Source organism: Campylobacter sp. LR264d (assembly GCF_008633895.1).
Taxonomy (GTDB): Bacteria; Campylobacterota; Campylobacteria; order Campylobacterales; family Campylobacteraceae; genus Campylobacter_D.
On record NZ_VJNT01000001.1, the window covers coordinates 87526 to 108074 of the forward strand.

At 31.7% G+C, this 20549-nt stretch carries 19 protein-coding genes; 7 read left to right on the top strand and 12 right to left on the bottom strand.

Annotation, left to right across the window (positions count from 1 at the left end):
• Positions 1-2: 2 nt before the first annotated feature.
• A complete protein-coding gene (locus FMM56_RS00445) occupies positions 3-938 on the top strand; it encodes an AEC family transporter (protein ID WP_150207419.1) in 936 nt (311 codons plus the stop codon).
• A gap of 12 nt (positions 939-950) precedes the next feature.
• On the top strand, positions 951-1241 hold the full coding sequence (locus FMM56_RS00450) for a metal-sensing transcriptional repressor (protein ID WP_150139365.1): 291 nt from the start codon (positions 951-953) through the stop codon (positions 1239-1241).
• A gap of 111 nt (positions 1242-1352) precedes the next feature.
• Here the strand turns inward: FMM56_RS00450 and FMM56_RS00455 are convergent, their stop codons facing one another.
• The 11 genes from FMM56_RS00455 to FMM56_RS00505 all read right to left on the bottom strand — a co-directional run bounded on the left by FMM56_RS00455 (position 1353) and on the right by FMM56_RS00505 (position 15659).
• Positions 1353-2219: an arginase family protein gene (locus FMM56_RS00455; protein ID WP_150207421.1), complete on the bottom strand. Its 867-nt coding sequence runs from the start codon at positions 2217-2219 to the stop codon at positions 1353-1355.
• A 77-nt stretch (positions 2220-2296) separates the two neighbouring features.
• Positions 2297-4873 carry an ATP-dependent Clp protease ATP-binding subunit gene (locus FMM56_RS00460; protein WP_150207423.1) on the bottom strand — a complete coding sequence of 859 codons (2577 nt, stop codon included), beginning with the start codon at positions 4871-4873 and terminating at the stop codon, positions 2297-2299.
• Positions 4874-4987: 114 nt separating this feature from the next.
• Complete coding sequence (locus tag FMM56_RS00465; protein WP_150139370.1) at positions 4988-5545, bottom strand: 2-oxoacid:acceptor oxidoreductase family protein; 558 nt, start codon at positions 5543-5545, stop codon at positions 4988-4990.
• Positions 5542-6387: a 2-oxoglutarate ferredoxin oxidoreductase subunit beta gene (locus tag FMM56_RS00470; RefSeq protein ID WP_150139372.1), complete on the bottom strand. Its 846-nt coding sequence runs from the start codon at positions 6385-6387 to the stop codon at positions 5542-5544. The genes FMM56_RS00465 and FMM56_RS00470 overlap by 4 nt, the downstream gene beginning before the upstream one ends.
• Positions 6387-7511: a 2-oxoglutarate synthase subunit alpha gene (locus FMM56_RS00475; protein WP_150207425.1), complete on the bottom strand. Its 1125-nt coding sequence runs from the start codon at positions 7509-7511 to the stop codon at positions 6387-6389. Before FMM56_RS00475 ends, FMM56_RS00470 begins: the two co-directional genes overlap by 1 nt.
• A gap of 9 nt (positions 7512-7520) precedes the next feature.
• Positions 7521-7835 (bottom strand): 4Fe-4S dicluster domain-containing protein, encoded by a 315-nt coding sequence (locus FMM56_RS00480; RefSeq protein WP_150139376.1) that lies wholly within the window; start codon positions 7833-7835, stop codon positions 7521-7523.
• A gap of 12 nt (positions 7836-7847) precedes the next feature.
• Complete coding sequence (gene sucD / locus FMM56_RS00485) at positions 7848-8717, bottom strand: succinate--CoA ligase subunit alpha (RefSeq protein ID WP_150139378.1); 870 nt, start codon at positions 8715-8717, stop codon at positions 7848-7850.
• Between the two features lie 9 nt (positions 8718-8726).
• Entirely contained in the window at positions 8727-9887 is a 1161-nt protein-coding gene (gene sucC, locus FMM56_RS00490) for an ADP-forming succinate--CoA ligase subunit beta (RefSeq protein WP_150139380.1), read from the bottom strand.
• Positions 9888-10790 (bottom strand): lactate/malate family dehydrogenase, encoded by a 903-nt coding sequence (locus FMM56_RS00495; protein ID WP_150139382.1) that lies wholly within the window; start codon positions 10788-10790, stop codon positions 9888-9890. It lies immediately after the preceding gene.
• Positions 10790-12991 carry an NADP-dependent isocitrate dehydrogenase gene (locus FMM56_RS00500; protein WP_150151403.1) on the bottom strand — a complete coding sequence of 734 codons (2202 nt, stop codon included), beginning with the start codon at positions 12989-12991 and terminating at the stop codon, positions 10790-10792. The genes FMM56_RS00495 and FMM56_RS00500 overlap by 1 nt, the downstream gene beginning before the upstream one ends.
• Before the next feature lie 106 nt (positions 12992-13097).
• Positions 13098-15659 carry an AsmA-like C-terminal domain-containing protein gene (locus FMM56_RS00505; protein WP_150151406.1) on the bottom strand — a complete coding sequence of 854 codons (2562 nt, stop codon included), beginning with the start codon at positions 15657-15659 and terminating at the stop codon, positions 13098-13100.
• On the opposite strand from FMM56_RS00505, the gene mltG reads away from it, so the two are divergent.
• The 5 genes from mltG to FMM56_RS00530 are packed head-to-tail and all read left to right on the top strand — an operon-like array spanning position 15574 to position 19695.
• The gene (gene mltG, locus FMM56_RS00510) at positions 15574-16572 is read left to right on the top strand and encodes an endolytic transglycosylase MltG (RefSeq protein ID WP_150139387.1); all 999 of its coding nucleotides are present in this window, start codon (positions 15574-15576) and stop codon (positions 16570-16572) included. The two genes, FMM56_RS00505 and mltG, sit on opposite strands and share 86 nt — an antisense overlap.
• A 54-nt stretch (positions 16573-16626) precedes the next feature.
• The gene (gene flgB, locus FMM56_RS00515; protein WP_150139389.1) at positions 16627-17055 is read left to right on the top strand and encodes a flagellar basal body rod protein FlgB; all 429 of its coding nucleotides are present in this window, start codon (positions 16627-16629) and stop codon (positions 17053-17055) included.
• 19 nt (positions 17056-17074) lie between these two features.
• Complete coding sequence (gene flgC / locus FMM56_RS00520) at positions 17075-17572, top strand: flagellar basal body rod protein FlgC (RefSeq protein WP_150139391.1); 498 nt, start codon at positions 17075-17077, stop codon at positions 17570-17572.
• 3 nt (positions 17573-17575) lie between these two features.
• Complete coding sequence (fliE, locus tag FMM56_RS00525) at positions 17576-17875, top strand: flagellar hook-basal body complex protein FliE (protein ID WP_150139393.1); 300 nt, start codon at positions 17576-17578, stop codon at positions 17873-17875.
• Positions 17876-17880: 5 nt separating this feature from the next.
• Entirely contained in the window at positions 17881-19695 is a 1815-nt protein-coding gene (locus FMM56_RS00530; protein ID WP_150139395.1) for a peptidoglycan D,D-transpeptidase FtsI family protein, read from the top strand.
• Here the strand turns inward: FMM56_RS00530 and fabG are convergent, their stop codons facing one another.
• Complete coding sequence (fabG, locus tag FMM56_RS00535; RefSeq protein WP_150207426.1) at positions 19696-20439, bottom strand: 3-oxoacyl-ACP reductase FabG; 744 nt, start codon at positions 20437-20439, stop codon at positions 19696-19698.
• Positions 20440-20549 lie beyond the last annotated feature (110 nt).

A 20549-nucleotide genomic window follows, 5' to 3' on the forward strand; every position in this document is an offset into this window, starting at 1 on the left:
AAATGGCTAGTTTTTTGGGACTTTTTTCAAGCATAGTCCCCCTTTATTTTTGTATATTTTTAGGCAGTTTTTCAAGTAAATTTTTAAAATGTGATAAAAAAACTATAGCAAATATCCTTTTTTACATACTTTCACCCCTTGTTATCTTTAATGCTACTATAAGTATCAATTTTAGTTTTGAAATTTTATTAATCCCTGTTTTGCCATACTTAGCAAGCGTTTTTATAGTCTTTACAAGCTTGATTATCTTGCAAAGAATTTATAAGGACAACAGGGCGAATTTATTAGCTTTTTCAACTGCTGTTGGAAATTCTGCATATCTTGGCATTCCCTTAGCCCTTATTTTTTTAGATGAAAATTTAGTAGAAATTTTTATTTTTGCAATCTTTGCTGTGATTTTATATCAAAATAGTGCTGGTTATTTTATAGTAGCAAGAAGTACCTATTCTTTTAAAGAAAGCCTTTTAAAGATTTTAAAATTGCCTTCAATCCATGCTTTTTTAATAGCCATTATTTTAAACATAAGTTCTTTTAAAATGCCTGATTCTATAAGTTCTATTTTTTTGTATGCAAAGGGAACACTTTCAATTTTAGGAATGATGATTATAGGCATGGGGCTTGAAAAAATAAGGCTTAGTAGCTTTGAGTTTAAATTTATAGGCATTGCCATTTTTATTAAATTTTTAATACACCCTTTTATAATGTGTTTTTTAATATATTTGGATAGTACCTTTTTTCACATTTATGAATTAAAATATTATATTATCTTTTTTATACTCTCCATAGTGCCAATTGCTAGTGATTCTATAATAGTTGCATCTGTATTAAATTTAAACACAGAAAAAATTTCTTTACTAGTATTTATAACAAGTTTAATTTCTTTATTTACTATTCCATTAATGATGATATTTTATGAGAATTTTAAAGGATTTTTATAAGAAAGGCAAAAAATGAAAGATTTAGTACACTCTCATCACCATTCAAACAAACATATAAAGGCAATTTCCAATCGCCTAAGTCGCACTATAGGGCATTTAGAATCTGTTAAAAGAATGGTTGAAATGGATAAGGATTGTAGTGAAATTTTAATTCAACTAGCTGCTATTAAAGGCGAGGTAAATAATACTGCAAAGGCTATTTTAAAAGAACATTTAGCACATTGTATGATACATTTTGTCTTAGAAAAAGACGAACAAGGCATTGAGGATTTAAATAAGGCTATTGATATGTTTATGAAGTGAAAAATTTAAGAATGTTTTTAATTTAAAAATCTTATTTGAAAGCCTATTATAACATTATTTTCAAGATTTTAAAAAGATAAAAGAACGCAAAAAGTTTCAAGCTTTTAAAATTTAAAAGCTAGGTAAATTCGCAAGTAAATTTTGAAGTTTTATTAAATCCCTTGGCAAACACTCAGCCACGCTTAATCCTACTAATCTTTTTTTTCTTGATGCTATTTTTAAAAGGCTAATGATTTGAGTAATTTTCATTTTACCAGTATTGCCAACTGCTATATAAAGTTCATCTTTATCAAGTACGTCTAAATCAAAATGTATTAAAAGCTTAGTGGCACTAATGCTATCTAGCCACGATATAACGGCTTTTTCATTGTATTCACTTGCATTAATGCTTTTAAGATTAAAATCATTTTGCCTTTGTTTATAATGCTTTTCTTCTTTTGAATTTAAGCCAACAAGCAGTAAATTTTCAGGTTTTATAAAGTCTTTTTTATTTTTAATCACACTTAAAAGTTCCTCGTCCCCATATCCTAAAAGCATACTAACAGCCATTGCATGATAACCTTGATAAAAATCATCATAAGGAAGGCCAATATCAGGGTGAGAATCAAGATAAATCACACACACATCATCACTACCATATTTTTTAGCTAAGTACAAAAAAGGTACTATACTAATAGAACATTCCCCACCAAGGCTAAGAATTTTATCAGCCTTGCTTTTTTTGACAAGCTTTGCTGCCTTTTTTGTTTGGTGTAAAATGATTTTTTTATCTATAATGCCATCCTTAATCTCTCTTTTAAATTTCGTTGAAATAGGTAAATATATGTTTTGTACATTTTTTCGTTTTTTCATTAAAAGGTCTAAAATTCTAGCACCTAAAATATAGCCTTGTGAGCTTTGTTTTTCATTAAGGTCTTCAAAGTAAGCACTAATTTCGCCTCCTTGCCATTGAGGGTAAATAAGACGAATGGATTTCATTTTTTATCCTTTAAAATCACTAGTGTTTTTATTTTAACATAGTTTGATAAATTATTCTGGCTTTTAAAGCCAGAAATTTATATTTTGTTAATGATTATTTTATCATCTTTTGCATCTATTAAAAGCTCGTCCTCTTCTTTTATCTCATCGCTTAAAAGCATATCGCTAAGTTTATCTTCAACTAAATCATAAAGTGCCCTTTTTAAAGGCCTAGCCCCAAAATCAGGGTCAAAGCCCTCGTTTGCTATAAGTAAAGTCGCATCCTCGCTTAAACTAGCTTTTATACCCTTACTAGTTAGAATTTTTTGCAAATCCACAAATAATAATTTTACTATCTCATAGGCCTCATCTTTTCCAAGTGGATTAAAGGTGATAATATCATCTAATCTATTTAAAAATTCAGGTCTAAAAAAGTTTTTAAGTGCTACGTTTATAGCATCTTCTTGTTCTTTACCTTTAAGCTTAAAAATGGCATCTGAGGCTATATTTGAGGTTAAGATTATAATAGTGTTTTTAAAATCAACTGTTACGCCCTTGCTATCAGTAGCTCTGCCATCATCCAAAATTCCTAAAAGTATGTTAAAAACATCTTGGTGTGCCTTTTCAACTTCATCAAATAAAAGCACAGAATAAGGCTTTCTACGCACAGCCTCTGTTAATTCTCCTCCTTCTTCATGCCCTATATATCCAGGAGGTGCCCCTAAAAGCCTTGAAACACTATGTTTTTCCATAAATTCACTCATATCAAAGCGAATCATTGCCTTTTCATCATCAAATAAAAATTTAGCCAAAGCCTTAGCAGATTGAGTTTTTCCAACCCCTGTTGGACCTAAGAATAAAAAGCTACCTATTGGCTTATTACCAGCATTTAATCCAGCTTTATTGCGTTTAATGGCCCTTGCTAAAGCATTTAAGGCCTTATCTTGCCCGATTACACTTTCTTTTAAATGTTCTTCAACTTGCAAAAATTTTTGCTTTTCACTAGTAAGCATTTTTTTAACGCTAATTCCAGTCCATTTACTTAAAATTCCAGCGACCATATCCTCATCCACCTCGTTTTTAAGTAGTACTCCTTCCTTGCTCATATTTTGCCATTTAAGTTCTAATTCTTGTACTTCCTTGCTAATGCTTGGAATTTTGCCATATTCAATCTCAGCAGCCTTTTGAAATTCACTATCTCTTTTAGCCATACTTGCTTCATAGCGCAATAAATCAATCTCTTTTTTCTTGACACTAATGGCCTCAAAAACTTGCTTTTCGTTTTCAAATTGTGCTTGTAAGTGATTTTGCCTTTCCTTTAAATTTGCTAGTTCTTTTACAATCTCACTAAGCCTTTTTTGATTGCTTTCTTTATTTTCCATTTTTAAGGCTTCATTTTCAACTTGCAAGGTTTCAATCTCTTTTCTAACCTTTCTTAGCGAACTAGGCTCTGATTCAATTTGCATTTTTAACTCAGCAGCCGCCTCATCTATTAAATCAATGGCCTTATCGGGCAAAAAGCGATCAGAAATATACCTTTTTGAAAGCTTTGCAGCAGCTACTAGGGCACTATCTGTTATGCTAACATTATGATGAATTTCAAGTCTTTCTTTAATGCCTCTAAGCATTGCTAAGGCCTCGTTAACGCTTGGTTCGTTTACATTTACAGGCTGAAACCTACGTTGTAAAGCAGCATCTTTTTCAAAATATTTTCTATATTCTTTAAGCGTGGTAGCCCCAATTGTATGAAGTTCTCCCCTTGCAAGTGCTGGTTTTAAGATATTTGCAGCATCCATACTACCCTCACTTGCACCAGCCCCTACAATAGTGTGAATTTCATCAATGAAAAGTATCACATTTTCAGACTTTATTACCTCGTTTATTACAGCTTTTAATCTATCTTCAAATTCACCCCTATATTTTGCCCCAGCTATTAAAGCACTCATATCAAGGGCTATTACCTTTTGATTTTGCAAAGAAGTAGGCACATCTTTTTTTACTATTCTTTGGGCTAAGGCCTCTACAATAGCTGTTTTACCAACGCCAGGTTCTCCAAGCAAGATAGGATTGTTTTTTGTTTTTCTAATTAAAATTTGCATTAATCTTTGAATTTCTTCTTCTCTTCCTATAATAGGGTCAAGCTCACCATTATTTGCCTTTTTTGTTAAATCTATACCAAATTTATTAAGGCTATCTAGGGTTTCATCAGCACTTTTACTATCTATATTACGACCTGCCCTTAGTGTTTGAAATTCCTTTTGTAATTCTTTTAAATCCATGAATTTTGTTAGAATTTCTTTAATAACCTTTGAATCCTTACTTTCACTTACAATCCAAGTATCAACGCTTAAAAAGCTATCACCATTTGCACTCATTAATCCCTTAGCCCTTTCAAGTGAATTCATAAATTCATTTGAAAATCTGATATTATCGCGATTTACATTTGAACTAGTAGGCAATTTTGCAACCTGGCTTTTAATCTCAAGTATTAAAGCCTCCTTTGAAACATTCATTTTATTTAAAATTTGATTAAAAATACTAGTACTATCAACGCTTAATGCCCATAAAAGATGCAAGGGCTCTACTTCGTTATTTTTAGTGTGTATAGCCAAAGATATAGCACTATCTACACTTGCTTGCATTGAGTCTGTTAAAAATTCTTGTATATTTGACATTTTTTCTCCTTAAACTTTATATTGGTAGTATTATATAACTTTAGTCTATTATTGTCAAGTTTAAGAGAAATTTTTTAAAATTATTTTATAATAAGTTAGAAAGGCATTGCCTTTCTAACTATGTGGAGCAGCTTCCTTTGCGTATTTAATACCTAAATCAAAGGCCTTAGCATTTGCATCCCTTGTTTTAGCAGGTACCATATGTAGCATGGTTTCTTTTAAAACGTCTAAGTCTATGCACTTACTCATATAAGCAGCTATGGCTAAGGCTACTACTGATTGAGTAGCTACATTTCCTACTTCATCCTTTGCTATGGTAATAATAGGAATTTCAAAGATTTTCCATTTTTTATAATCATCTTGTTCTGGGTGTACTAAATTTGGTTCTACAACTATAATGCCACCATCTTTAACCCCACTTTTAAAGCCCTTATAACCTTTATCAGCAGTTGAAAGCATAAAATCAACCTCGCCTTCTATAGCATAAGGGAATAAAATTTCATTCTCATCAATAATAATGTCAACCTTTGTAGGACCTCCACGAACTTGCGAGGTATAAGTTGAGGCCTTAAAAGCACTTCTACCTTCTTTAATAGCTGCTTCGGCTAAAATTTCACCAGCGGTAATAACGCCTTGACCGCCCTCACCGCCAAATCTTAATTGATATTTCATTTTAAAGCTCCTAAATCAACCATTCTTTTTTCTTTTGCTGCCCTACGAACTTCTTCATAAGCATGGCAGTATTCAGGCTGGCTTTCATCTTGGTATAAAATGCCTGTTGGGAATTTATCTTTTCTTTGTTCAAAGTCCATTTTATCAAATTCAGCTTTATCAACAATGCGAGATTTTATCCACTCAAGCACAGAAACAGCCTCGCCCATTTTATTTTTTCTACCTAAATTTATATGGCAGTTTGAAAAAACATCAACAAAGCTATAACCCTTATGTTCTAAGGCCTTAAAGATTAAATTTTCAAGCTTTTTTGCCTCGATTATATTGCCCCTTGCTACAAAGGAAGCTCCAGCAGCTTGAGTAAGTTTGCAAGCATCAAAATTTGGGTCAATGTTACCAAATTGTGCTGTAACTGTGTAAAAGCCCTTTGGAGTAGTAGGAGAGGTTTGAGAATTTGTAAGTCCGTAAATAAAATTGTTAATTACAATATGAGTTAAATCTATATTTCTACGACAGCCATGAATGGTATGGTTTCCTCCAATTGCTAGTGTATCGCCATCCCCACTAACTACTATTACATGTTTGCTAGGATTTGCTAATTTTATACCTGTAGCATAGGCAATCGCCCTACCATGTGTAGTATGAACTGTGTTGCAATTTACATAAGAACTCATTCTTCCACTACAACCTATACCAGAAACTAAGCACACATCATCCATATTCCAGCCGATTTTTTGAATAGCCCTAATAATAGCCTTTAAAACAACGCCATCACCACAACCCCAACACCATTGCGTAGGCAATTTATCTACGCGTAAATATTCATCATAATCAAAAGCCATTACAAATTCTCCTTTATTTTTGCGATAATTTCACTTGGTGTAATAGGTCGCCCATTTGCCCTATGTAAGCTTATAAAATCTCTTCTACTACTTACCCTTTCAATCTCTTCAAGGTATTGACCCATATTAAGCTCACTTACCATTACTTTTTTAAATTTATTAACTATTTGCGCGATTTTTTCTTCGGCTACTGGATAAAGGGTAATAGGTCTAAAAAGCCCTACCTTAATGCCTTCTTCTCTTAGTCTATTAATGGCTTCTTTTGCCGAACGACTAACGCTACCATAAGCAATTATAAGAAATTCAGCATCATCAAGCTTATATTCTTCCCATTTGCAAATTTCATTTTTGCGATTTTTAATTTTGCCTATAAGCCTTTCCATATTTTTCTTAACCAATTCGCCATCTTCTGTTGGAAAGCCTATTTCTCCATGGTGAAGTCCTGTTACATGGTAACGATAACCTGTGAAAAATGGATTTAAAGTAGCTGGTTGATTAGCCTCTGCCTTATAAGCCTTATATTCTTTTTTATCGCCAGTAAATTTAGCCCTATTAATAATCTCAATATCCTTTGCATCAGGTATCACAGCCTTACCATTCATATGTCCTACTGTTTCATCCATTAATAAAAATACAGGGGTCATAAATTTTTCTGCTAAATTAAAGGCCCTTACGGTTTCTAAATAGGCTTCTTCAAGCGAGGCAGGGGCTATTGCTATACTAGCAAAATCGCCATGAGTTGGGGCCTTTGCTTGGAATAAATCTCCTTGTGCAACGCGAGTTGGAAGACCAGTTGAAGGACCACCACGCATAACATTTACAATAACAAGTGGAATTTCAGCTATAAAAGCAAGACCTATTTGTTCAGCCTTTAATGAAATTCCAGGACCACTACTTGCTGTCATTGCCTTAGTACCACTCATAGAAGCACCTATTGTTACACTAATGCCTGAAATTTCATCCTCCATTTGTATAAAGGTACCATCATTTGCAGGTAGCATATGGCTTAATTCGTGTGCTATTTCTGAACTTGGAGTTATAGGATAACCCCCAAAAAATCTACATCCACAATCAATTGCAGCCTGTGCAATTAAAACATTTCCTGTTGCTATAACTTCTCTCATTTTTTTGTCCTAAGAATTTAATTTTTTATATTTATTATTTTTTACAGCCAAAGCTCTATCTTTTGATTCAGGCGTTAATTTAGCAAATTTAAATTCATCTCTTTTTGCTACCATGATAGCAAAATCAGGACAATGTACTTCGCATTCTGCACAACCTATACAGGAATCAGGATGTACTACTTCAATCATTTGTCCTAGTACGGCTTGTACATCATCGCGCATAGCTAAAACCCCAGCAGGGCAGTAGCTAACGCAGATATTACAAGCTTTGCACCTTTTTTCATCAACCCAAACGGGTGTGTCTTTTGGAGCATTTATACTCATAATATTTTCCTTTTAACCTAAAATCTTTTTAACTTCTTCACCTATTAAGGCTGGTGAATCAGCGACTTTAATCCCATAACTTCTAAGTGCTTCTTTTTTCGCAGCCGCACTTTCATCAGCACTTCCAACAATAGCACCAGCATGTCCCATTCTCTTACCTTTTGGAGCAGTAGCACCGGCTATAAAGGCAACAACAGGTTTAGTAATATTTTCTTTTATAAATTTAGCAGCCTCAATTTCAAGACTTCCACCTATCTCACCTATCATTATAATAGCCTTTGTTTCATCATCTTTTTGAAATTCGCTTAAAAGTTCTTTATAAGCTAGACCTATAATAGGGTCCCCACCTATACCAACAGCTGTTGAAATTCCATATCCAGCTTTTACAGCTTGATTAGCAGCCTCATAAGTTAGAGTACCTGATTTTGAAATTAAACCAACGCAACCTTTTTTAAAGATAAAACCAGGCATAATTCCAAGCTTACACTCATCAGAAGTAATAATACCAGGGCAATTTGGACCTATGATTTTCATGCCTTTTTTATTTGCATAATTTTTAGCAAACATCATATCCTTTACAGGTGTGTGTTCAGTGATAACAACTGCAAGTTTAATACCTGCATCAGCTGCTTCTATAACACTATCTCCAACAGCAAAAGCTGGTACAAAAATAAGGCTAACATCAGCCCTAGTTGCCTTTACTGCCTCTGCAACTGTATCAAAAACAGGCTTTCCAAGGTGAGTTTGTCCACCTTTGTGAGGAGTAACTCCACCTACTATATTTGTACCATATGCTATGCATTGTTCAGCATGAAAAGTTGCCTCTTTGCCTGTAAAACCTTGAACTATAACCTTTGTGTTTTTATTAACTAAAATACTCATTATTTTTCCTTATATTAAACTTTTTACAAGCTCTGCACCACTTTTTAAATCAGTAGCTGCTTTTACATTTGTAAGATTTGAATTTTCTAAGATTGCCTTTGCCTCTGCTGCATTTGTACCATCAAGGCGAACAACAACAGGAACATTTACTTCAACATTTTTAGTAGCTTCTAAAATTCCATTTGCAATTCTATCGCAACGAACGATTCCACCAAATATATTTATGAAAATAACCTTTACATTTTTATCTCTTAAAATAATCTCAAAGGCCTTAGCCACGGTTTCAGCACTAGCCCCACCACCAACATCTAAGAAATTTGCTGGTTTTGCCCCACTATAATTAATAATATCCATAGTAGCCATTGCTAAACCTGCACCATTAACCATGCAAGCAACATCTCCATCAAGTTTAACATAACTTAATCCAAATTCAGAGGCCTCTCTTTCAGCTGGATTTTCTTCGCTAATATCTCTAAGGGTTGCTATGTCTTGATTTCTATAAAGTCCACTATCATCAAAGCTACATTTTGCATCAAGTGCGTAAAAATCGCCTTCAGCAGTTTTGATTAAAGGATTAATCTCAAGCATATTCATATCTTTATCCATATATAGTTTATAAAGCTTATCTATCATAGAAATTAATTTTTTGCTTTCATCCTTGTTGAGTCCTAAAACCTTTGAAACTTCTAAGCCATGAAACATTTTAAAACCAATTTGAGGGTCTATGCTAACCTTAGCGATTTTATCAGGGCTTTCCTTTGCTACCTTTTCAATGTCCATACCACCTTCGCTTGATGCAATGATAGTGATTTTTTCAGCCATTCTATTAAAAAGTATAGCCAAATAATATTCTTTTACTATATTTGCACCACTTTCAATATATAGTTTTTGGACTAGTTTTCCTTCTGGTCCTGTTTGGTGAGTAACCAAATTCATACCTAGAATTTGACTTGCATAACTTTTTACTTCATCTAAATTTTTAGCAATTTTAACACCACCTCCAAGGCCACGACCTCCAGCGTGAATTTGAGCCTTTACGGCCCACACACTGCCTCCAAGTTCTTTAGCGTTTGCGACTGCTTCATCAACACTAAATGCTACCTTACCCTTTAAAGTAGGTATCTTATAACTTGCAAAAATTTCTTTTGCCTGATATTCGTGTATATTCATTTATTCTCCTTTGTAATGATATTTGATTAACGATTTTTCAAGTTTGTCTGTTTCGTCCTGACTTAAATCAAGCTTCATTATCTCAATAACACCTTCTAAGCCAAGCCTAGCCATTACGCCAAATGCTTTATTTTTGACGCCTAATTCCCCATTTAAAATTACACTTATAGGTAAAAACTCACCACTCCTAGTAGCTTCTAGCATTCTAACACAAGCTGCTGCTGGTGCTAGGTAGGCTGAGGATTTTAAATGTCTAATAATCTTTGCCCCACCCGTTTTCACTTCATTTTCAATATATTCAAAGCCTTCTTCGTTTAAAAACTCAGACAAGGGTTTATTATTAATCCTTGCGTATGATTTTAACAATACCATATCATCATTATGAAAGCCGATTAATCTAGTGTCAATATTTGACATTTTAACCCTTAATTTTTTAGATAATTCGTATTTAAAACGGGCATTATCTAAAATTCCAGCCATGGCAATGATTTTTTTGGTAGAAAAAATTTTATGTTCATAAAGCGTGTTAAGTAAAAAATCAACAGGATTTGTAAGTATGATAAATAGTGGGTCCTCAACATATTTTTTTATATTTTTTGCACAACTTAGCATAATTTCAGTATTTATTTGCAAAAGTTCTTGTCTACTTTGCCCTTCTTGCCTTGCTAAACCTGCACAAAATATAACTATATCGCTATTTTTTGTATAAGAATAATCTTGAGTACAGATTAAATTTATATCTAAATTAAAAGAAGCTATGCTTTGTTCAAGCTCTAATTCCCTTGCTATTAAAATTTCATCGCTTTTATCAATTAAGACAAGTTCATCTGCAAATTCTCTTAAAATTAAGGCGTAAGTAATGCTTACACCAACATGTCCAGCACCGATAATTGTAATTTTCATTATGCTTCTATCTTTGCAATAATGGCATTAAATGTAGCACTTGGTCTCATAATTTTATTTGTTTTATCATCATCAAATTTATAATAGCCTCCTAAATCCACCTTAATGCCTTGTGTATCGTTAAATTCGGCACGAATTTTTTCTTCATTTGAACTTAATTCTAAGGCTATATCTTTAAAGAAACTTTGCAATTCAAGGTCATTTGCTTGTCTTGCTAAATGATTTGCTAGGTAAAGGGCTAAATAAAAATGACTTGTACGATTATCATCTTCTTTTACCTTTCTAGAAGGGGCTTTATTGTTTTCAAGCCATTCTCCAATGGCTTCGTCTAAACAAGCTGCTAAAACCTTTGCTTTATTGTTGCTACATTTTTGAGCGTAAAATTCTAAACTTGCTTGTAAGGCTAGAAATTCACCCAAGCTATCCCAACGCAAGTGATTTTCTTCTACTAATTGTTCTACTTGTTTAGGGGCTGATCCACCAGCTCCTGTTTCAAACATAGCACCATTATTTAACATAGGCACCACCGAAAGCATTTTTGCACTAGTTCCAAGTTCTAATATAGGGAATAAATCGGTTAGGTAATCTCTTAAAACATTGCCTGTTATTGAGATAGCATCCTTTCCAGCACGGATTAATTCAAGGCTTTTTAAACAAGCTTCAAAGGGTTCTAAAATGTCAATTTGTACGTTTTTTTCATTTAATCTTTTTTTGACTAAATCTATCATTATTTTATTACTAGCCCTTTTTTCATCTAGCCAAAAAATCGCTTTAGCACCACTAAGTTGCATTCTTTCAATGCCTAAATCTATCCAGTTAATAACAGCATCAAATTTAGCTTGATTCGCCCTATAAATATCACCTTTTCTTACCTTATGTTCAAGCAAGGTTTTATTATTTGCTACTATTTTAAATATCCCATCTTCTTTTGCAATGAAAGTTTTATCGTGTGAGCCATATTCTTGTGCTTTTTTAGCCATTAAACCTACATTTGAAACGCTACCTAATTTACTAGGATTTAAAGTACCATTCTTGTGTAAGTCCTTAATCACGGCTTCATAAATTGTAGCATAGGTTTTATCAGGGATAACTGCGTTTGTATCTTTTTCTTTGCCATCCTTATCCCAAAGTCTAGCACCATTTTTTAACATAGCAGGCATGGACGCATCAACTATAACATCGCTTGGTACATGTAAATTTGTAATACCTTTATCTGAATTTACCATTGAAATTTTGGCACTTTTATCTAAAATTTCTTTGTATTTTTTTAAGATTTCATCTTTTTTAGGCGAATTTTCTATTTTGCTTAAAAGTTCAGAAAGTCCATTATTTGCATTAACGCCAAGTTTTTCTAACTCATCTTTAAACTCAGCAAATAATTCTTTAAAGAAAACCTTAACTGCATAACCAAAAAGAACAGGGTCGCTTACTTTCATCATAGTTGCTTTTAAGTGTAGAGAAAAAAGTATATCTTCTTTTTTGCAAAGTTCAATTTGTTCGCTATAAAATTCTTGTAATTTTTCCACATCCATAAAGGTAGCATCTAAAATTTCATTTTTTTCTAATTTTAGATTGTCTTTTAAAATTTCACTTTTGCCACTATTTGAAATAAATTCAATACTTGCAACACAATCTTCTTTTATTAAAACAGCCTTTTCATTATCAAAAAAATCGCCATCTTTCATATAAGAAACTATGGTTTTTGAATTTGGATTAAATTCAGTAACCCTGTAAGGATTATTCCTTGCATAGTCTTTAACTGCCTTTGTTGAACGGCGATCTGAGTTACCTTGACGAAGTACTGGATTAACGGCTGAGCCTAAAATTTTTTGATATTTTGCCTTGATTTGAATTTCTTCATCATTTTTTGGCTCGTCTGGGTAATTTGGTAACATATAACCTTTAGATTGAAGTTCCTTAATCGCTGTTTTGAGCTGAGGAATTGAAGCAGAGATATTTGGGGTTTTGATTAGATTTGCATCTGCTTGTTTTACGAGTTTGCCTAGGTTTTCTAGGGCATCTTCACATCTTTGTTCTTCTTTTAAATACTCGCCAAAATTAGCAATAATCCTACCAGATAGTGAAATATCCGAGGTTTTAACCACTATATTAGCTTTTTTTAAAAAGGCTCTAACTATTGGTAAAAACGAGTAGGTAGCAAGCGCTGGCGACTCATCTGTAAGAGTGTAAGTAATGTGCATTTTTTGTCCTTTAAAATATTATTTTTTTATTTCATTGCAAAGTATAGTAAAATTTAAAAAAAAAGCAAGAGGAAATTTAAACTTTTTTTTATTTTTTATTATAAAACTAATCATCGAAGTCAAATAAATTCACAGGTAGCATTATGATATTTCTTATTAAATTAAAAGGAGTTTTTAGGGTATCTAATAAAATTTGCGTGTGAAATTGAGGATTATCAATACTTCCGTCAACCTTTAAAATGGTTGAAATTTCTTTGTTTTTTCCTAAAAGAACGTAGTTTAAAATAGGCACACTGGCAATTGCTGTAGTGGCTGATTTTAAGGTTTTTAATTCTAGGTTAAAGTCCACTGAATTATCGCTTAAATTTGCATTGCCAAGCCCGTAAATATCAACGCTATCTCCATTTAAATTTATAGTTGTAAAATTTATTAAATCCTTTTTTTTCTCAAATGCTACCACTCCTTCTTCAAATTTTAAGCCACTATTATTAAAAGTAGGGCTTTTAAATAATAGTAGGCTAGGGATTGTGTCTATGAAGGATATTAGATTATTCGTTCCTTTTAAGTCTTTTACATAAGTATTGCTAAGTTCAAATCTTCCATTTAAAAATTTTAAATTATCCCCCCTTACATAAAGGCTTAAATTTCCTTCTTTAAAGGCTTGTTTGCCTAAAAAGGTGTTAATAAAATTATCATCCATATTTTTAGCTACAAGACTTAATTTATCCTTTGACATGTGAAGGCGAAAATTTGCCTTATTCTTACTTGCTGTTGCTTGCATAGTACTATTTTTAAGGGAAAATTCAAGCTTATCAAAATTTAAGGTCTTATTAAAATCCTTTAAAATCACGCCGACATTTGCCCCCCCAAGTTCTATATTTTCTTTATAATCTTCTATGTTAAATTCCTTGCCTTCTTTATCATTTTTATAAACATAAATTAAATTTTTAAGGTGAATTTCTTTTAAATTTGAAGTAATTGTAGCACTTGCAAGATTACTTTTTGAACTAATCTTAGTAACGCCTTTTTGCCTTGTAACATAAAAAGTATCGTTTTCATACACGCTTTTATCAGCCTTTAAAAATGAACCATTAAATTTCATATCTGTTAGCTGGGCATCAAAATCATCAAAATTTGTACTATTATAAGTTATGCTTTTTCCACCTATTATACCCATGCCTTGAAGTAGGCTTGAATTTTGTACGCAAAGGTTTAAATCATTTAAGGTTAGGGTTAGACCCTTATTAAAATTCATTTCTAATTGCCACTTTGGAATGCTTAATAAAATATCCTTTGTATAATCTAAATTTAAAATCGTATCTTGATTTGAAATATCTAAAAGTCCTTCAAAATGAAGTCTATTTATATGCGTATCAAAGCTTCCTTTTTTTGTTTGTAAATTTATATTTGCATTAAAATTTGAGTCTAAAAATTCATTTTTAGCACTTGCATTTTCTATACGCAAGTCATCTTGTTTTAATTTAACATTTGCTTGTTTTATAACAAAATCTGCAAGAGAAATTCCAACATTATTTAGGGTAAAGCTACCATTATAAAGTACTTCTCCACTTTCATCAAAGTCAATTTTAAGTTCTAACTCGCTTTTCATAGTCCCACTTGTTTGATAAAAAGGAAGTTCAAATACATATTGTTTTAAGGCATTGTTTAATTTTTCATCAAAACGCAAGGAATTTGACTTAATCTTTATGTAAATTCCCATTTTTTTATCATCAAAAATATCGTATAAATACACCTTGCTACCACTTAAATCACCATTATTATAGCTTGCCTTTGGAAAGTAAAAATCAATCTTTTGTTTACTTAAATTTAAGTCCAGGTTAGGAATTTTAATAGCATTCATTACCTTATCTAGTTTAACTTCTACATTTGTAGCAGTAGCACTTGCACTAATATCATTAAAATAAAAATTATTCTTTCTTAAATCTGCAAAACCTTGTAAAAAATGAAAATGATAAAATTCCGCCCTTGCCTTGTCGATCACCCATTCTACCAAACTTTTAGGCAATATAATTTTTTCTTGGATATGTGCAAAAAGCTTAGTAATATCTTGTATATTAATATCTTCAAATTTATAAGAAAGTTGAGAATGTCTATAATTTAGCAAGGTATTAAAACTTATAACAGGTGAGTTTATTTTTGCATTTAATGAGTAAAATTTATTCTTTATGCCTATGCTTAAATTTCCTTCTATATCAGCATTATAATCTGTTAAGTGTATATTTTTAATATTTGCAAATAAAGCACCGGGCTGGCTATGTAAGCTAAGATTTGCTAGTAAAAAATTATTATGTAAGAAAAATTCATTATCTTTGTATAAAATTCTTACATGGTTATCATTAATCAATATTTTTTCTATATCTACTTCTTGAAAAAAGGTATAAAAATAATTTAAATTCGTAGCTATATCTACTAGTTCGTGTACGCTTTTTTCTATAGTTTTTAAATTTGTGCTTGAGTTTGAATCTTGCTTAAAAGAAATATTTTTTGCCCTTAAAATTAGTTTTTTATCTAATTTAATATATAATTGTTCTAAATTTACAAAATTAAGATGGATACTAGATATGGAAAAGCCGTTTTTTAATACAAAAAATAATGCTAAAAATAATACCACTAGCACAAGCAGTGTGTATAAAATCTTTTTTTTCATAGTTGAGCTCTTTATTATATTTATAATAGGGCTATTTTTTTATCTTACTAAACCTTTTACTAGTAGCGAGGTCGTTTTTGTACCTCAAGGTTCAATAGCTGACATTATAACACAATTTAAACAAAAAAATTATGTATTAAGCGATATTGATAAATTTATTTTGCGTTTTATAGGGAGGCCACAATCTGGCTGGATTAACATAGGTAAAGAAAAATTAAATAGATTTGAATTTTTATATAAGCTCACAAAGGCTAAGGCTGCTACGCAAAATATTACTTTAATCCCCGGTGAAACTACTATAATCTTTTTAGAACAAGTTGCTAAGAAATTTAATTTAGATAAAGATATATTAATTTTTGAATTTAACAAACAATCCCCATTTAAAGAAGGTATGTTAATACCTGATACTTATAAAATTCCACGCAATATTTCAGAAGCAAATTTTATAAAATTATTAATTACTCATTCTGAAAGACAGCACAAAGAATGGAGTACTAAGTTATATGGAGAATATAATCCTAAAAAATGGTATAAAACTATAATAATGGCATCAGTTATTCAAAAAGAAGCAGCAAGTGAAGAAGAAATGCCACTTGTTGCAAGTGTTATTAATAATCGCTTAAAAATCGGTATGAAACTTCAAATGGATGGTACTTTAAATTATGGTGTTTATTCTCATGTTAGGGTGAGTCCTGAGCGTATAAGAAATGATACAAGTTCGTATAATACCTATAAAAATTTAGGCTTACCTCAGGACGCAGTTTGTAATGTTTCAATCGCTGCTATAAAGGCTACTAAAAATCCACCAGATACGCCTTATTTGTATTTTGTACGCGATAAAAAAACAGGAAAGCATATATTTAGTACGAATTTAAACGAGCACAATAAGGCCATTGATGGACAAAGAAATTAAAAGTTGGCATTCTTTTTGCTTGTTCTTGGTTAAGAAAAAAATAAAGGATAAAAGATGATTAATCCATTTAAATCAAAAGAACTAGTAGTTGGGGCACTAGCAGGTAGGAATTTAAGAAATCAAGTTATAAATTCAAACCTTGCAAATGTGGATACTCCATTTTATAAGGCAAGGGATATAGAATTTGAAACAGCTTTGGTTAATAGGGCAAATGAAATTTTTAAAAAGGGTGATAACAAAGAGTTAAAATTAGCAAACACAGATGAAAATCACCAACAACCTTGGAAATTTCCAGACCCAAATAAGTCTATTATTTATTTAAGGGATGGACATTTAGCAAGGAATGATGCAAATACCGTGGATTTAGATGTGGAAACTACTGAGATGAGTAAAAATACTACTATGATTACAGCACTTGATGGTGTTTTAAGAAGACAGGGTAATATTTTTACTTCAATAATTGACGCAAGTTCAAAAATATAAAATAAGTTAAAGGTAAGTTATGGCATACTTAAGTGATTTTGATATTAGTGGTTATGGATTAAGTGCTCAACGTTTTAGAATGAATGTTATAAGTTCGAATATAGCAAACGCTAACACTACTAGAACGGCTGAGGGAGGACCTTATAGACGCAGGTCGGTTGTTTTTAAAGCTACTGAATTTGATGAGCTTTTAAACAAACAAATCAAAGAGGATAATAATTTTTTAAAATATGAAAATCCTTTAAATGATTCTTTTGCACCAGAAGATGCAAATCCTGCGATTATGAGTGTGATTGTAGATAAGGTTGTTAGGGATGATACTGATTTTCGTATGAAGTATGAACCAGGACACCCTGATGCAAATGAAGAAGGGTATGTGGCCTATCCAAATATAAACCCTGTTATAGAAATGGCCGATTTAATAGAAGCAACAAGGGCTTATCAAGCTAATGTAAGTGCCTTTACAAGTGCAAAGGCTATAGCCCAAAGTGCGATTGAATTGTTACAAGGAAGTTAGTAAATGAATACTATTAACGATTTAAATCAACTTAGCAAGGTAGCAAATTCAGGCATTCAAAGCCAAAACCAAAAGGGAATAGGTGATGAATTTGCGAATTTGTTAAAAGAATCTATTGAAGATTTAAATAAAACCCAAGAAACAGCTGAGGCTGCTATGACTGATATTGCTACTGGCGAGGTGAAGGATTTACACCAAGCAGCTATTGCTATTAGTAAGGCTGAAACCAGTATGAAATTTATGCTTGAAGTGAGAAATAAGGCAATTAGTGCTTATAAAGAAATTAAAAATACACAAGTTTAAGCTTTATGCAAGAATATAGGAAAAATAGAGTTTCAAAGGTTGCATTTGCCTATTGTATGGCGTTTTTACTTATGCTTATATTTTTAAGCTCTACCTTTTTCCTTACTTCAAAAAGACATATCCCAAACACAGAAAAAGACCAATATTCACTAGCCCTAAGAGGAAACATTATAACAAAGGATAATTTTACCCTTGTAAGTTCTAAGCAAAGTTACAGGGCTGAGATTGATTTAAGAAGTATAAATACCGATAAAATTGACCTATTTTTAAAGCTTTTTCAAATTTATAGTGGCATTAGTGATAAACAGATTAGCGATATAAAAAAAAGAATGCAAAATCACAAAAAACGTTCTTATAATTTTGTTTTATTACAAGAACTTGACACAAAACAAGCAAATCATTTAAAAGACTTAGCTAAAAAACTTTATACCCAAGGCTTTTTTAAGGCATTTACTAACAATAATGGACGCGTTGAAATAAGAGGGCTTAGTATTATAGAACATGAAGAAGATAGAATTTATCCTATAACAAATACCCTAACTCCTGCTATAGGTTATACAAAAACGATTTTAGATAAAAATGTAGGAATACTTAAAAATGTAGGGGTTAAGGGGCTTGAAAAATATTACGAGGCTTGTTTAAATCCCTTGCAAGATGAGAAAATTCAAGGGCTAAAGGATATAGGTGGAAATATCATTTTAAATTCAAATTCTTTATTACAAAGAAAAATAAATGGTTGTGATTTATATCTTAACATTTTTTTAAAATTACAAAAAAATATAGAACAAGCAATTGACATAAGAAATGATGATTTAAAGGCAAATGAGATTATTGTAGGCGTTATGGAAAGTAAGAGTGGTAAGCTTTTAGCATTGGTTAGTTCGAGAAGATACGACCCTCAAAATAGAGGCAAGGATTTATCCGTATTAAATGCAAGTGCTATAGAATATGGATATGAGGCAGGTTCGGTTATAAAGCCTTTTATTTTTACTACGGCCTTGCAACTTGGTAAATTAAAGAAAAATGAGATAATTAATACTTATGGTGGCAAATATAAGCTTGGAAAATTTATTATAACTGATGACCATAAAGAAGATAAAATGAGTTTAGAAGAGATTATTATGTATTCTTCAAATATAGGAATGATACAAATTGCAAAAAGACTTAGCAATCTTGAAATTATTTCAGGGCTTAAAATCTTTAAATTTAGTGAAAAAAGTGGCATAGATTTACCATACGAACAAAAAGGAGAGTTGCCAAATCATAAAAAAATGCGTGATATTGAAAAATCCGTTTTAAGCTATGGTTATGGGCTTAAAACTACCTTTATGCAACTTTTAGCTGCTTATAATGTCTTTAATAATGATGGGGTTTATGTTACCCCTAGATTAGCTGAAAAATTTTATCAAAATGGTCGTTTTGTTGAGTTAAATGATGAGGTAAAAACAGAAAAAATTCTTTCAAGCGATGCTGCAAAAACCATGCAAAAAATTCTAATTGGTGTGGTAGAAAAAGGAACGGGTAGAAAGGCTTTAACTCAAGGTATAACCTTAGGTGGAAAAACGGGTACTGCAAGGATTGCTGAACGTCAAGGTTATGCAAGCAATCGTTATAATTCATCTTTTTTTGGCTTTGCAAATGATGAAAAAAATAATTATACCATAGGTGTTTTAGTAAGAAATGCTACAAAGCCTTATAGTTATTATGCTGCCCAAAGTGCCTTGCCTATATTTAAAGACGTGGTTGATATTTTAATAAATGAGAATTTTTTAAGCATAAAAAAAGAAGAACCAACCACGCAAACACTAACTCTAAGATAATTACATATATAAGCCACCATTTATTTTAAGCACTTCACCTGTCACATAAGATGCATAATCACTTAATAAAAAAGCTACACAATTTGCAACCTCTTCAGGCTGTGCAAAACGTTTTAGGGGTATATTATTTTGATAACTTTGCTTTATTTCTTCGCTTAAAATTTCAGTCATATCACTTTGAATAAAACCTGGTGTAACGCAGTTAAATCTTAAATTTCTACTTGCACCTTCCTTTGCAAAGGACTTTGTCATGGCTATCATACCACCCTTGCTTGCTGAGTAGTTAACCTGTCCTGCATTACCCATTTCACCAACTATTGAGGCTATATTTACAACGGCTCCAAAACGTTTTTTACTCATTGCTTTTAAGGCTTCTTTACAACCTAAAAAGGCAGAAAATAAATTTGTATTTACTACCTTGCTAAAATCATCTAAACTCATTCTAAGGGCTAATTTATCATTGGTTATTCCGGCGTTATTGACAAGATAGCTTAATTCTCCATCACTTTGAATAATTGTCTTAATGCCATTTTCAAATTCTTCTTCGATACTAGCATCAAAATTAATCACAGCTGCTATTCCACCAGCCTTTTCAATCTCTTTTTTTAAAGCATCAGCAAGTTCAGGCTTACTTCTATAATTAATCCATACCTTTAAACCAAAACTAGCTAAAACATTTGCAATACTAGCCCCTATACCCTTACTAGCCCCTGTAATCAAAACATTTTTTCCACTAAATTTCATAAGCTTTCCTTTTTAAAAAATGGCTTAATTTTAACATAAAAATATTTAAAAATTAAAAACTTCATTTTTTTCTTTATCATTTACAAATTTTTAAGTAATTTTTACTAGAA

Bases quoted from the DNA above. Each gene is read 5' to 3' on its own strand.
- FMM56_RS00445 (WP_150207419.1), top strand. From the start codon at position 3: ATGGCTAGTTTTTTGGGACTTTTTTCAAGCATAGTCCCCCTTTATTTT.
- FMM56_RS00450 (WP_150139365.1), top strand. From the start codon at position 951: ATGAAAGATTTAGTACACTCTCATCACCATTCAAACAAACATATAAAG.
- FMM56_RS00455 (WP_150207421.1), bottom strand. From the start codon at position 2,219: ATGAAATCCATTCGTCTTATTTACCCTCAATGGCAAGGAGGCGAAATT.
- FMM56_RS00460 (WP_150207423.1), bottom strand. From the start codon at position 4,873: ATGTCAAATATACAAGAATTTTTAACAGACTCAATGCAAGCAAGTGTA.
- FMM56_RS00465 (WP_150139370.1), bottom strand. From the start codon at position 5,545: ATGAAATATCAATTAAGATTTGGCGGTGAGGGCGGTCAAGGCGTTATT.
- FMM56_RS00470 (WP_150139372.1), bottom strand. From the start codon at position 6,387: ATGGCTTTTGATTATGATGAATATTTACGCGTAGATAAATTGCCTACG.
- FMM56_RS00475 (WP_150207425.1), bottom strand. From the start codon at position 7,511: ATGAGAGAAGTTATAGCAACAGGAAATGTTTTAATTGCACAGGCTGCA.
- FMM56_RS00480 (WP_150139376.1), bottom strand. From the start codon at position 7,835: ATGAGTATAAATGCTCCAAAAGACACACCCGTTTGGGTTGATGAAAAA.
- sucD (WP_150139378.1), bottom strand. From the start codon at position 8,717: ATGAGTATTTTAGTTAATAAAAACACAAAGGTTATAGTTCAAGGTTTT.
- sucC (WP_150139380.1), bottom strand. From the start codon at position 9,887: ATGAATATACACGAATATCAGGCAAAAGAAATTTTTGCAAGTTATAAG.
- FMM56_RS00495 (WP_150139382.1), bottom strand. From the start codon at position 10,790: ATGAAAATTACAATTATCGGTGCTGGACATGTTGGTGTAAGCATTACT.
- FMM56_RS00500 (WP_150151403.1), bottom strand. From the start codon at position 12,991: ATGCACATTACTTACACTCTTACAGATGAGTCGCCAGCGCTTGCTACC.
- mltG (WP_150139387.1), top strand. From the start codon at position 15,574: ATGGAAAAGCCGTTTTTTAATACAAAAAATAATGCTAAAAATAATACC.
- FMM56_RS00505 (WP_150151406.1), bottom strand. From the start codon at position 15,659: ATGAAAAAAAAGATTTTATACACACTGCTTGTGCTAGTGGTATTATTT.
- flgB (WP_150139389.1), top strand. From the start codon at position 16,627: ATGATTAATCCATTTAAATCAAAAGAACTAGTAGTTGGGGCACTAGCA.
- flgC (WP_150139391.1), top strand. From the start codon at position 17,075: ATGGCATACTTAAGTGATTTTGATATTAGTGGTTATGGATTAAGTGCT.
- fliE (WP_150139393.1), top strand. From the start codon at position 17,576: ATGAATACTATTAACGATTTAAATCAACTTAGCAAGGTAGCAAATTCA.
- FMM56_RS00530 (WP_150139395.1), top strand. From the start codon at position 17,881: ATGCAAGAATATAGGAAAAATAGAGTTTCAAAGGTTGCATTTGCCTAT.
- fabG (WP_150207426.1), bottom strand. From the start codon at position 20,439: ATGAAATTTAGTGGAAAAAATGTTTTGATTACAGGGGCTAGTAAGGGT.